This window comes from Acinetobacter sp. HA (genome assembly GCF_000264725.1).
Lineage (GTDB): Bacteria > Pseudomonadota > Gammaproteobacteria > Pseudomonadales > Moraxellaceae > Acinetobacter > Acinetobacter schindleri.
In genome coordinates this window covers 1-13,695 of the sequence record NZ_AJXD01000028.1, presented here as the reverse complement: position 1 = coordinate 13,695, position 13,695 = coordinate 1, and the positions used below count along the sequence as shown (strand labels likewise).

Sequence of the window (13,695 nt, the reverse complement as noted above, 5' to 3'; positions counted from 1 at the left end):
TTTTTTTATACTCACAGATTTAGAATTTTGCATTTAAGCTGATACCGTAACGACGACCATCTAATAATTGGTCACCATCAATATCTTCTGCTTTTTCATCCAGCAGATTATAGACCCCAAATTTACCTGTCAGGCTCGGGCTAAATTTGTAGTTAAAACCAAGGTCTATAAATTGATAGCCTGGATTCGGCTGGGCTATAGAGGTACGACTCAGGTAAGCAGATGTTTCAGAACGATGGTGCAAGCGGCTCCATACATTTAATGCATCGCTTAATTCATAATCTACCCCGATATTGAACATATGTTCTGGCATCTGGTTCAGTGGCTGACCTTTAAAATCACCCGACTTAAACTCGGAATCTGTATAAGTATAATTTGCAGTTAATGTCGTATAGTCATTTAAAGTAGCTTCTAAAGTAGCTTCCACACCACGAATTTCTGCTTCATCCACGTTAATACGCTCACTGATGAAGTAAAACGGCGTGTCTCCTTCGAAACATGTCCAGTTTTGCCAGTTATTTCGGTTTGTCGTTGTACCATCGGTATCGGTTTCACAGGCACGCACTTCGGTAATACGGTCTTCATATTTAGTGATAAAGCCGGTAATAGAAGTACTGATATAATCATTTTTCCAGTTGAAGCCCAGTTCAGTAGATAGACTCGATTCAGGTTCTAAATCCGGATTCGCACGAATGATGCCACGCCCTGTTGGTAATGGTGAACCGCTACCACCGGTAACACTATAGAAACCTTCAGTGGCTGCACGAATATCAGGTTGTTTATAACCTGTAGCTACACCGCCTTTTACAACAAAATTATCATTTATAGCGTACACCCCATACAGACGTGGTGATAAATGACCACTATAGTTTTCATCATGGTCATAACGTAGGCCGGCTGTTAAATCGAAACGATCTGTCATGCTCCAGGTATCTTCCAAGAATGCTGCAGCAGACCATCGCGTCAATTCACTAAACTCAGGTGAATTCGGATTACGGTTAGTGGCTTTATCTTCGAGCTTTTCATCTTTAAAATATCCACCAAATGATAAAGTATGGTCACCCAATAACAAATTCCATTGACTGTTAGCAGTCCAGGTATCCAAGGTAATTCCTTTGGTACCCAGTTCCGTATTGCCTCGATCCGGATTTTTTGAATTTTCATATTGAATATATGATGAACTGTCCAAGTTATCGTTATAACGGCCATTATGAGTTACTGAATAAACATTACGATAATTGCGCGAAAACGAATCTGCAGCACCTTGAGCGGGTGCTACCGTTTTACCGACTGAAGTCGTAGATTCCTGTTGTACAAAATTGGCTTCAACTTGCACATCATGATCATCATTAATCGCATAGGTCAAACGCGAGTTTAAGCTTTCACGCTCGGTGCCACGGAAGCCGCCAACATAACGATCTTCATTACGTTCCTGCTTATTGACTGCCAGTTGCAAGCCAAGCTTATCTGCAATTAAAGGACCGGCAAGATATACAGAACCATTTTTGATATCACCTGAGCGGTTACTATCCTGAATGATGGTCCCTAACTCAATATTGCCAGACCATTCATCAGACACTTTTTTGGTAATGATATTGACTACCCCGCCCATGGCGTCTGTGCCATAAAGAGTTGATGCTGGACCACGGATAATTTCAATACGTTCAATTGCGGCAATTGGTGGCAGGATATTTTTTTCAAAACCACCGTCATCACCATTTGGGTTTACATCTTTACCATATTGACGCTTACCATCTACTAGAAACAAGGTGTAATTTGAGCTCATGCCACGAATACTGATGGTCTGTGCAGAACCTGCACCTGAAACTACGACCCCTGGCGTATTACGCAATACATCGGTAATGTCGTTATATTCACGCTTTTCTAATTCTTCACGATCAATGACCGTAATGGATGCAGGTGCTTTAGCCAGGTCTTGTTCATAACCTGTTGCAGTTACCACAATCGTTTGCAGTTTCGCAGCTTCAACTTGTGGAGCACCAACTTCTACTGCAAATGTATTGCCCGCCATTGCCGAGCCGATTGCAAAAGCTAACGTCGATTTCAAAAACGGTGTGTTCATACTCTATTTACGCCCCAGAAGTAGATTTATGAAGAAATATTGATGGAATTGTGACGCATTGTATCAAATGTTACTCTAAACACAATTACTATTGATAATTATTATCATTATTAATTGCAGATAAAAAAAGACCTCAATTATTTGAGGCCTTTTTTATAAGCTAACTTTTATTTGCTACTTACTTGAAGTATGCACCTTCAGCCTGACTATGGTCAGTCTGGTCAACCACACGTGCAAGCTCAGGAACGTGCTGTTTCAAAGTTGTTTCAACGCCTTGTTTCAAAGTCACGTCAATTGCTGAACAGCCCTGACAGCCGCCGCCAAATTTAAGTACAGCAGTCAAACCGTGTTCAGGATCTTCAACCACTTCAACCAGTGCACAGTTACCACCATGACCTGCCAGACCTGGATTAATTTCTGACTGAAGCACGTAAGTAATACGCTCTTCTACAGAGGCATCAGGACCTACACGTGGCACTTTAGAGTTTGGTGCACGGAAAGTCAGCTGACCACCAAAACGGTCTTTGTTGTAATCAATTACTGCATCAAGCAAATAAGGAATAGATGGAGTATCGATGTACGCAGGGAATTCTGGATAATCCTGCTTGTAATCTGTCGGTACAACTTCATCTGGTGCACTATAAGCCATGCAACATTCAGCGCGCGGTGTACCCGGATTTTCCACGAAAACGCGTACACCAATACCTGGTGTATTTTGCTTTTCCAGTAGATCCTTTAAATACTCTTGTGCAGTCGGTGTAATCAATAGATTTGGAATTTCTTCTGTAACTGCAGTGCTGCTGTTCTCAGTCGACATAACAATAATTTCCTCAAGCTGAAGCTGCTATTTTAACTGAAGATGCGGGGTAAATTTAAAATTTCAACTAAAATTGTCGGATTTATTATAAAAGTACTACCTAAATGTCAGAATAATGGCAAGATTAAGGATTACTACTTCAGAATTAGAACTGCCGTCTATGCTGCATTTACCCTTTAATCATACCGTTACCCTTATTCTGATTACCTGCATCATCTCTTTTATTGCCTTTTCCAAAGAGCAGGTCATGAACCGTTTGATTTTCTGGCCACCAGCAATTCAACGTGGTCAATATGACCGTTTTATTTCGCATGGCTTTATTCATGCAGATGGCACACATCTACTGTTCAATATGATTACGCTGTTCTTCTTTGGCAGTATTATCGAGAGCTTTTATCGCCAGTATCTTTATGATCTGGGCTTTGTCCTGTTCTATCTGGGTGGTCTGATTGCGGCAATTATTCCGAGTTATCTGCAAAATAAAAATAATCCACGCTGGGCAAGTCTGGGTGCCTCGGGTGCAGTATCAGCAGTGCTATTTGCCTATATTCTGTTTGAGCCATGGAAACTGATTTTCGTGTTTTTTATTCCTGTGCCGGCCATTATTTTTGCAGTACTTTATGTCGCTTATAGTGTCTGGTCTGGCAAACGTGGGAACAGCAATATCAATCACAGCGCCCATCTTTGGGGGGCGGCTTATGGTGTGATTATGACCATTATCCTGGAACCTCGACTTATTCCACACTTCCTAAATAAACTGGCTCAACTCCCCTTCTAGATTCTTTCATTCATGAAGGGTACTGAGAATTATTTTTTTAAACGAGTGATGATAAGGAAGCCATGTGCTTCCTTTTAGTTGGAAACATCTCGTAATAATTTTAAAAGTCAGGATGTCATATATTGCCAACCTTGGAGTGGATTTTGCAGTGATAATGTATACATCTGTATATTAATTGCTGTAAATCGCGAGATATTTTGCATGTCCAATTCCCCAGACGGTCTTCAATTCCCTATTTCTGCTTCACAACAAAAACCTAGCACTTCAAAAATTGGCCGCACTATCATTTCTGAAGCCTTAAACGCTGTTGATCCTGTACATGCCAGCGCAGCTCAACAGGAAAAAAACTGGCGTAAGCAATATCCGGTTCACTTTAAACATCTGGTTGAAGATGGCCTGCGCTCTCCAGGTGCAGCATTGAATATTGCCCAACAAGGTCTGAAAACAGCGCATGCCAGTTTTGAATATTACCGTGATGGCCAGAAGCATCTACTCAAAGATGTAATGTCTTTACCTGCGCAAAACCTGAGTACCTTTCAGCTGAAAGGTCAGTCTGAAAAAGCTCCTGAATGGTATGTGCCTTATCATGGTAAAAAATTGCAGGGACAAGCCCTACTGAACCAGATCCAACTATGGGAAGAACGTGGTATCGTCGAGCCAAGTCATGCTCATGCCCTGCGTGAATGTATTGCCCATCCGGAATGGTTTGACCTGTCAGATCGTACCACGGTGCTGTTCGGTGCTGCTTCTGAAGCGGGTCCACTGACCTGGTTATCTAAATGGAAAGCCAATATCGTGGCAATTGACCTGCCAAATACCCGTGTCTGGAGCAAGATTCTGGATACGGTAAGTGAAGGTAATGCTACTTTATATGCGCCTTCAGCTGAAACTCTGCCAGCGGATACTTCAATTGAAGTTCTAAAAGAAAAGCTCGGTGCCAACCTGTTGACGCAAATTCCAGAAATTGCCCAATGGCTGATTCAGTTCAAGCAAAACCTGGATCTGGCAGCAATCGCCTATCTGGATGGTGAAAAACATGTGCGTGTTTCCATGGCAATGGATGCAATCATGAAACACGTTAGCGAGCAGAAAGCCAATACCAGTCTGATGTATATGTGTACGCCAACTGATGTCTATGCCGTGCCAGAAGAAGTGGTTCAAGCATCACAAAGCAAATACCAGCAACTGTCTAAACTGGAAAGTACTTTGACCAAAGGTATTTCGCTAATCTCACGCAAACATTTCTTTAAGAAAAATGCACAAGATTTATTCAAAGTTGCTGATCAATCCTATGGCATATGTGACTGCTTGGTGGTTGAACAAGGCCCGAACTATGCGCTGGCAAAACGTATCCAGCAGTGGCGTGCGACACTGGCACGTGCCAATGGCCAACGTGTCAGTATTAATATCGCACCTTCTACAACCACTTATTCTGTAACCAAGAATCCGCTGCTTAAAGCTGCGTTTAATGGTGCCAGCCTGTTTGATGTCGAAGCTTTTGCACCAGAAACTACCAATGCGATTATGGCAGCCTTATGGATTCATGATCTGCGTAATCCGGAGTCTGTTGCTAATCCAGATGTAAAACTGAATCATCCACTTGAGCTGATGATGTCCGGTGCAAATCATGGTGGTTTATGGCGAGTGGCTTATCTGGCACGTACTGCACTGCCATTTGCTGCGCTGTATGGTTTTGCGACGGATAAGTTGCCGAAAGGATTGTTAGGTAAGTTGAAGAAGTAAATTGAAAGTTCTTTTTCCTCCTAGGAGATGAGCAGCACTGCTGCGCAAGGAAGAGGTCAATATAGGCTTTGAATCTTTCAAATTTTTATGAATGGACTTTAAAGAAAATTGAAGTTGATCCATTCTATACATTCTTTTTTTCTTTACTTTTGAAATATGAGAAGCATGTCTTCACAAGGTAACAAAAATCTTTTGTTAGGCTGATGATATATCCTGAGTAATTTTTTAAGCATTGCTTTAAAAAATTACGCAAGACAACCTAACGGCGACATCCCTGTCGCCTTCATCATAATTTAAAACCTTTCGATTTTTAAACTTTTCAAAACGTCATAAAAAACGCTGCCTCGGCAGCGTTTTTTTTACATCAAATTTTCTTAGAAAACTTTTAACAGTACCCAGTACAAACCACCTGACAGACAGATCGTTGCTGGCAGTGTGAACACCCAGGCAGACAGAATCGTTTTCACCATCTGGAAGTTCAGGCCAGACTTGTTCGCTACCATCGTACCTGCAACCGCAGAGTTCAGGACATGAGTCGTTGATACCGGCATACCGAAACCGTCTGCAGCAGCAATTGTAGTCATGGCTACCAGCTCGGCAGACATCCCCTGACCATAAGTCATATGTTGTTTACCAATACGCTCACCTACAGTCACTACAATACGTTTCCAGCCCACCATGGTACCTAGACCAAGTGCCAAAGCAACCGCCACTTTTACCCAAGTCGGGATGTATTGCAGGAATGAATCCAGGTTATCACGATATTCGTCAACTGTTTTTTCCTGTGCAGCAGTCATCGCAGGCAAAGCTTCTGCTTTATCCAAGCGTTTAAATGCTGTGGTGCTCAAGTACATGTCATTACGGAATTCTGAAACTTGCGCCTCAGGCACATCTTTAATGTTCGTGTATGAACCGACTTTTTCACCCAAATGATCCGTTAAGCTTGCCAATGCTGGTACAACTTCAGCATTTAACTCTTTAGTCTGAATATATTTGGTAATTACGGCACGTGCCTGTTCATCCGGAATATCATCATGCTGTGGATAGATCACATCAGCAGTTTGAGCAGATAATTGACCGAAAGACTGGATATGCTGTGCATCAAGATTCTTGTTTAACGAGTATGCCAAAGGTACACAACCGATCAAGATCAGCATGATCAGGCCCATACCTTTTTGACCATCATTTGAACCATGGGCAAAGCTTACACCAGTACAGGTAAAAATCAGAATGGCACGAATCAGTGGTGGTGGTGGCTTGTTACCTTCAGGTGGCTTAAACAGCTCTAGCTGCTTTCTGAAGATTTTTTTCACCAGCAAGAACAAGATTGCAGCAAAAGCAAAACCGATCAAAGGCGAAAATAAAAGTGCCTTCCCGACTTTCATCACCTGTTCCATGTCCACACCGGAAGCACCGCCACCTGCATTGAGCAGATAGTTCATAATGCCCACACCCAGAATCGAACCAATCAGGGTATGTGAACTAGAAGCAGGAATACCCAGGAACCAGGTGCCCAGATTCCAGAGAATCGCGGCGATCAACATGGCAAAGACCATGGCAAAACCGGCACCTGTACCCACGTTCATAATCAGTTCAACAGGAAGTAATGCAATGATCCCGTAAGCAACGGCACCACTGGCCACCATTACCCCAAGGAAATTACAGAAACCTGCCCACATGACTGCAACCGGTGCAGACAATGCGTTGGTATAGATTACGGTGGCAACCGCGTTGGCTGTATCGTGGAAACCATTGACGAATTCAAAGCCTAGCGCAATAAATAGCGCTGTGGCTAAAAGAATCATCGAATACAGACCGATTGCTGGAACATGCGCCAGATCTGAAGTCAACTGAAAGCCGATATAAATCAGCGTAGATATAATTACAGTCAGAAACACCGGCATAAAAAATTTCGGTGTTGGCACATGAACATTAGTCGACTTATGTGAAGGCGACTGATGGGCTGAACCTGAGGGAGTTTGATTAGAATTCATGCAAGCAGGAATAGAGGATTCAAGAATCCCCATATTGTTCAGTTTAATTGTGACAATTATATGACAAAGCGCCGTCATATAGACCAATTTTTTAGACTTTCTTGCTGCCGTTCATCCTAAAGCCACATACTATCAATATTAAAATTAAAAATAAAAATCAACAATTTATTTAAATAAAAACCGCTTATCCACTCAACTTCATTCATGTTTTGCAATAAATTTGAACATTTTCTCAGAACTGTCATCTTCCTGAGCCTGTCACAGTTGACTCTATATTGCCCCAGTCATATGACACTTTCATGAAACTCATTTATATTTTATTTTCGGTCAAATTCCTCCATAACTGACTTCGAGCTTTCTGTTTTCTATCTGTTTTCAGCTTTCTATGCATAGTTCAATTTGCTTATCAGATTTTCATATCAGCCATATCCAGCATTCTGAATAATGGCTACAGAAAACTGCGCACTAATCTGTTAAGATTATTGCCGTTTTTGATGCTTACTGAGAAAGTCTGAATGTCCACACTTGCCACCCTGAAAGAACTTCTTGCCAAAAGAATTTTAATTATCGATGGTGCGATGGGTACCATGATCCAACGCCATAAATTGGAAGAAGCCGATTATCGGGGTGAGCGTTTTGCTGATTGGGCATATGACCTTAAAGGCAACAACGACCTTCTGGTTTTAACACAACCACAAATTATTCAAGGTATCCACGAAGCGTATCTTGAAGCGGGCGCTGACATTATTGAAACCAATACCTTTAACGGTACGCGTGTTTCAATGTCGGATTACCACATGGAAGATCTGGTTCCGGAAATTAACCGTGAAGCAGCGCGTATTGCCAAAGAGGCCTGCGCGAACTACTCAACCCCTGAAAAACCACGTTTTGTGGCAGGTGTAATTGGTCCGACTTCACGTACCACCTCTATTTCACCAAACGTAAATGATCCTGCATTTCGTAACATCACCTTTGATGCTTTAAAAGTCGACTATATCGAATCGACCAAAGCACTGATCGAAGGTGGTGCGGACATCATCCTGATCGAAACGGTATTTGATACCTTGAATGCCAAAGCTGCGATCTTTGCGGTGAAAGAAGTCTTTAAAGAAATTGGTTATGAATTGCCAATCATGATCTCAGGTACGATTACCGATGCTTCAGGCCGTACATTGACCGGTCAAACCGCTGAAGCGTTCTGGAACTCAATGCGTCATGCAGAACCGATTTCAATCGGCTTTAACTGTGCGCTGGGTGCAGATGCCATGCGTCCACACGTAAAAACCGTGTCTGACGTTGCCGACACTTTCGTTTCTGCGCATCCTAACGCAGGCTTGCCAAATGCGTTTGGTGGTTATGATGAAACCCCTGAAGAAACGGCAGCACTCATTAAAGAATTTGCTGAAAGCGGCTTGATCAATATCACCGGTGGTTGCTGTGGTACGACGCCAGATCATATCCGCGCGATTGCTCAGGCGGTTGAGGGCATTGCTCCTCGCCAGATTCCTGAAATTGAGCCTGCATGCCGTTTAAGTGGTTTAGAACCATTTAACATCACCAAAGATTCATTATTCGTGAACGTCGGTGAACGTACCAACGTGACTGGTTCTAAAAAATTCCTTCGTTTAATTAAAGAAGAAAACTTCACAGAAGCGTTGGACGTTGCCCGTCAACAGGTGGAAGCCGGTGCGCAGATCATCGATATCAACATGGATGAAGGCATGCTCGATTCACAAGCTGCAATGGTGCACTTCCTGAATCTGATCGCATCTGAACCTGATATTTCACGTGTACCCATCATGCTCGATTCTTCTAAATGGGAGATCATTGAAGCAGGTTTGAAATGCGTACAAGGTAAAGCCGTGGTGAACTCGATCTCCTTAAAAGAAGGTTATGACGAGTTTGTAGAACGTGCCCGCCTGTGCCGTCAGTACGGTGCGGCGGTGATCGTAATGGCATTTGATGAAAATGGTCAGGCGGATACGGCAGAGCGTAAAAAAGAAATCTGTAAACGTTCTTACGATGTGCTGGTAAATGAAGTTGGCTTCCCATCTGAAGACATCATCTTTGACCCGAACGTGTTTGCAGTGGCAACCGGTATTGAAGAACACAACAACTATGGCGTGGACTTTATTGAAGCCACAGGCTGGATTAAACAGAACCTGCCAAATGCGATGATTTCAGGCGGTATCTCCAATGTATCATTCTCATTCCGTGGTAACGAGCCTGTACGTGAGGCAATCCATGCGGTGTTCCTGTATCACGCGATCCAGAAAGGCTTGACCATGGGGATCGTGAATGCCGGCCAGCTTGCGATTTACGATGATATCGATGCAGAACTGAAAGAAGCTGTTGAAGATGTGGTATTGAACCGTAATCAAGGTGAAAGCGGTCAAGAAGCGACTGAAAAATTACTGACTATTGCTGAAAAATACCGTGGTCAAGCAGGCGCACAAAAAGCCGAAGAAAACCTGGAATGGCGTAATGAATCGGTTGAAAAACGTCTTGAATATGCATTGGTGAAAGGCATCACCACGTACATTGACCAAGATACTGAAGAAGCACGTTTAAAATCTGTGCGTCCTTTAGATGTCATTGAAGGTCCATTGATGGCAGGTATGAACGTGGTCGGTGACCTGTTCGGTGCTGGTAAAATGTTCCTGCCACAAGTGGTGAAATCTGCACGTGTCATGAAACAAGCCGTGGCTTGGTTAAACCCATTTATTGAAGCGGAAAAAACCCAAGGCGAAGCCAAAGGTAAAATCTTGCTTGCAACAGTAAAAGGCGATGTCCATGACATTGGTAAAAACATTGTGGGCGTGGTGCTTGGCTGTAACGGTTATGACATCGTGGACCTTGGCGTAATGGTGCCTTGCGAGAAGATTTTACAAACGGCAATTGATGAAAAAGTGGACATAATCGGTCTATCTGGTTTGATCACACCGTCACTGGATGAAATGGTCTTTGTTGCCAAAGAAATGCAACGCAAAGGCTTTAACATTCCACTGATGATTGGTGGTGCGACTACATCGAAAGCGCATACTGCGGTGAAGATTGCTCCGCAATATCAAAATGATGGTGTGTTCTATACGGCTGATGCATCTCGTGCTGTAGGTGTGACCACACAATTACTTTCTGCTGAAATGAAACCACAATTGATGGCGGACTATGCCGCGGATTATGAAAAAATCCGTACCCGTCTTGCCAACAAGCAGCCAAAAGCAGCAAAACTGTCTTATGCTGAATCAGTTGAAAATGGCTTCAAAATCGACTTCGACAAGAATGCACCCGTTAAACCAAATTTCATTGGTTCCGAAACCTTCACCAACTATCCATTAGAAACCTTGGTTGAATACTTCGACTGGACACCATTCTTTATTTCCTGGAGTCTGGCGGGCAAATTCCCGAAAATCCTTGAAGATGAAGTGGTGGGCGAAGCAGCACGTGACTTGTATGAACAAGCTCAAGCAATGCTCAAAGACATCATCGAGAATAAACGTTTCGATGCACGTGCAACCTTTAGCATCTATCCTGCCAACCGTGTCGCAGCGGATACCGTTGCGGTGACTGATGAAGCTGGCAATATAACGCATACTTTCGAACACTTGCGTCAGCAATCTGACAAAGTCACTGGTAAAGCAAATTACTCATTGGCTGACTTTATTGCACCTAAAGGTGTGGCTCAGGATTACTTGGGTGGCTTTACTGTATCGATCTTTGGTGCAGAAGAGCTGTCTCAGGAATATAAAGCCAAAGGGGATGACTATAATGCAATTATGGTTCAAGCCTTGGGTGACCGTTTTGCCGAAGCCTTTGCAGAGCATCTTCACCAGCGGATCCGTAAAGAGTTCTGGGGCTATCAGGCAGACGAAACTCTGGACAATGATGAATTGATCAAAGAGAAGTATGTCGGCATCCGTCCTGCACCGGGCTACCCTGCTTGTCCAGAACATTCTGAAAAAGCACCATTGTTTGACTGGTTAGGTACTACTGAGAAGATGGGTACTTACCTGACTTCTAGCTTTGCCATGTGGCCACCTTCATCAGTGAGCGGTTTCTACTATGCGAATCCTGAAACTGAATACTTTAATGTGGGCAAAATCTCTGGCGATCAGCTGGAAGATTATGCGAAGCGTAAAGGCTGGACACTGGATGAAGCGAAACGCTGGTTAGCGCCAAATCTGGATGATTCTATCGTGTAAGATTCCTCTAATTTAGAGTAGAAAAAATCCCCTCGAGCGAGGGGGTTTTATTTTATAATATTAGTAATTTATAACTTTAATATACAAAAATATGGAAAACATAGAGCTTCATAAAATACTTGATGAGTATCTACATAAAATTGTAGCCTTAAATGAAATTATTCCTTTTCAAATGAAATCAGCGTTTGAAAGTTTTACTAATGCAAATGACAGTCTAAATAAGACTGTAGAAGAATATGGCAACCCTATTACACATGAAGATGGAACTACTGGTTTTGAAATTAGTTTCAAACATGCTCGTTTAATAGGCCGTATAAGTAAAAAGAGAAAACAAGCCCAATTAGCATTAGAAATATTACCACAATCATTTTTGGTAACCTTTGTTTCCGAATATGATTCGTTCTTAGGACAATTGAATACTTATATTCTAAAAAATAGACCAGAATTACTTAAAGCTGAACAAAAAACAATAACATTTGAAGAGTTGAGTACTTTAAATAGTATTGAAGAAGCTCGTGAAAAAATTATAAATCAGGAAGTTGAAAATTTATTAAGGGAAAGTCACTCAAAACAATTTGATTGGATGGAAAGTAAATATAATTTAACTCTAAAAACAGGGTTGGAATCATGGCCAGTTTTTATAGAACTCACCGAACGAAGAAACCTTTTTGTACATTGCAATGGATTAGTTTCTGAACAATATTTAAAAAAATGTAGAGCAGCTAAATATAAACTAGATTCTGAAATTCAAGTGGGAAAAAAACTTCGTGCGAATAAAGAATATATCGAGCTTGTTTACAAAACACTTTTTGAAATTCCCGTGAAATTGACTCAAGTACTATGGAGAAAACAATTTCCGAAAGATATTGAAAAAGCAGATGATAGTTTAAGTGATATTACATATGAATTATTAATTAATGAGGAGTATGAATTAGCATCAATTTTATTAGATTTTGCATGCAATGTATTAAAAAAATGGAGCTCCGAGGGACAACGACTGGTTTTTGTTATAAATCGAGCTATTTCCTATAAGTTTAGTGGCAAAGATTTTAATAAAATTCTTGATGCAGAAGATTGGTCTGCATGCAAAATATCATATCAGCTATGCGCAGCAGTGCTCAAAGAAGATTTTGAACTAGCAAAAAAATATATGGTCAAAGCTGGTAAATCTGAAGAAATAAGTGAAGTTTCTTTCCTAGAATGGCCATGTTTCAGAAATTTTCGTGAAACTGATCATTTCAATGAAGCCTTTATTGAAATCTTTGGTAAACAACCATCTTATATAGAAAGTATTAATGCAGAAACAGAAACAGAAACAGAAACAGAAACAGAAACAGAAACAGAAACAGAAACAGAAACAGAAACAGAAACAGAAACAGAAACAGAAACAGAAACAGAAACAGAAACAGAAACAGAAACAGAAACAGAAACAGAAACAGAAACAGAAACAGAAACAGAAACAGAAACAGAAACAGAAACAGAAACAGAAACAGAAACAGAAACAGAAACAGAAACAGAAACAGAAACAGAAACAGAAACAGAAACAGAAACAGAAACAGAAACAGAAACAGAAACAGAAACAGAAACAGAAACAGAAACAGAAACAGAAACAGAAACAGAAACAGAAACAGAAACAGAAACAGAAACAGAAACAGAAACAGAAACAGAAACAGAAACAGAAACAGAAACAGAAACAGAAACAGAAACAGAAACAGAAACAGAAACAGAAACAGAAACAGAAACAGAAACAGAAACAGAAACAGAAACAGAAACAGAAACAGAAACAGAAACAGAAACAGAAACAGAAACAGAAACAGAAACAGAAACAGAAACAGAAACAGAAACAGAAACAGAAACAGAAACAGAAACAGAAACAGAAACAGAAACAGAAACAGAAACAGAAACAGAAACAGAAACAGAAACAGAAACAGAAACAGAAACAGAAACAGAAACAGAAACAGAAACAGAAACAGAAACAGAAACAGAAACAGAAACAGAAACAGAAACAGAAACAGAAACAGAAACAGAAACAGAAACAGAAACAGAAACAGAAACAGAAACAGAAACAGAAACAGAAA

At 41.4% G+C, this 13,695-nt stretch carries 7 protein-coding genes; 4 read left to right on the top strand and 3 right to left on the bottom strand.

All coding sequences use genetic code 11. The features are described from left to right. Positions 1-19: 19 nt before the first annotated feature. Positions 20-2,083 (bottom strand): TonB-dependent receptor domain-containing protein, encoded by a 2,064-nt coding sequence (locus HADU_RS07005; protein WP_008304772.1) that lies wholly within the window; start codon positions 2,081-2,083, stop codon positions 20-22. 178 nt (positions 2,084-2,261) lie between these two features. Further along, entirely contained in the window at positions 2,262-2,900 is a 639-nt protein-coding gene (gene nfuA, locus HADU_RS07000; RefSeq protein WP_004810902.1) for a Fe-S biogenesis protein NfuA, read from the bottom strand. Positions 2,901-3,060: 160 nt separating this feature from the next. Here nfuA and HADU_RS06995 point away from each other — a divergent pair, with 160 nt between their 5' ends. Both HADU_RS06995 and HADU_RS06990 read left to right on the top strand, forming a co-directional pair. Next, the gene (locus tag HADU_RS06995) at positions 3,061-3,678 is read left to right on the top strand and encodes a rhomboid family intramembrane serine protease (RefSeq protein ID WP_008304768.1); all 618 of its coding nucleotides are present in this window, start codon (positions 3,061-3,063) and stop codon (positions 3,676-3,678) included. A gap of 201 nt (positions 3,679-3,879) precedes the next feature. Further along, positions 3,880-5,421 (top strand): hypothetical protein, encoded by a 1,542-nt coding sequence (locus HADU_RS06990; protein WP_008304767.1) that lies wholly within the window; start codon positions 3,880-3,882, stop codon positions 5,419-5,421. 374 nt (positions 5,422-5,795) lie between these two features. Here the strand turns inward: HADU_RS06990 and HADU_RS06985 are convergent, their stop codons facing one another. Further along, positions 5,796-7,415 carry an inorganic phosphate transporter gene (locus HADU_RS06985; RefSeq protein WP_008304765.1) on the bottom strand — a complete coding sequence of 540 codons (1,620 nt, stop codon included), beginning with the start codon at positions 7,413-7,415 and terminating at the stop codon, positions 5,796-5,798. 515 nt (positions 7,416-7,930) lie between these two features. On the opposite strand from HADU_RS06985, the gene metH reads away from it, so the two are divergent. After that, a complete protein-coding gene (metH, locus tag HADU_RS06980; protein ID WP_008304764.1) occupies positions 7,931-11,617 on the top strand; it encodes a methionine synthase in 3,687 nt (1,228 codons plus the stop codon). A 91-nt stretch (positions 11,618-11,708) separates the two neighbouring features. Beyond that, the coding region (locus tag HADU_RS15505) for a hypothetical protein (protein WP_155756518.1) at positions 11,709-13,695 on the top strand (1,987 nt) is incomplete at its 3' end.

What these genes read in the sequence shown, in the direction of transcription:
- HADU_RS07005 (WP_008304772.1), bottom strand. Translation starts at nt 2,083, where the DNA reads ATGAACACACCGTTTTTGAAATCGACGTTAGCTTTTGCAATCGGCTCG.
- nfuA (WP_004810902.1), bottom strand. Translation starts at nt 2,900, where the DNA reads ATGTCGACTGAGAACAGCAGCACTGCAGTTACAGAAGAAATTCCAAAT.
- HADU_RS06995 (WP_008304768.1), top strand. Translation starts at nt 3,061, where the DNA reads ATGCTGCATTTACCCTTTAATCATACCGTTACCCTTATTCTGATTACC.
- HADU_RS06990 (WP_008304767.1), top strand. Translation starts at nt 3,880, where the DNA reads ATGTCCAATTCCCCAGACGGTCTTCAATTCCCTATTTCTGCTTCACAA.
- HADU_RS06985 (WP_008304765.1), bottom strand. Translation starts at nt 7,415, where the DNA reads ATGAATTCTAATCAAACTCCCTCAGGTTCAGCCCATCAGTCGCCTTCA.
- metH (WP_008304764.1), top strand. Translation starts at nt 7,931, where the DNA reads ATGTCCACACTTGCCACCCTGAAAGAACTTCTTGCCAAAAGAATTTTA.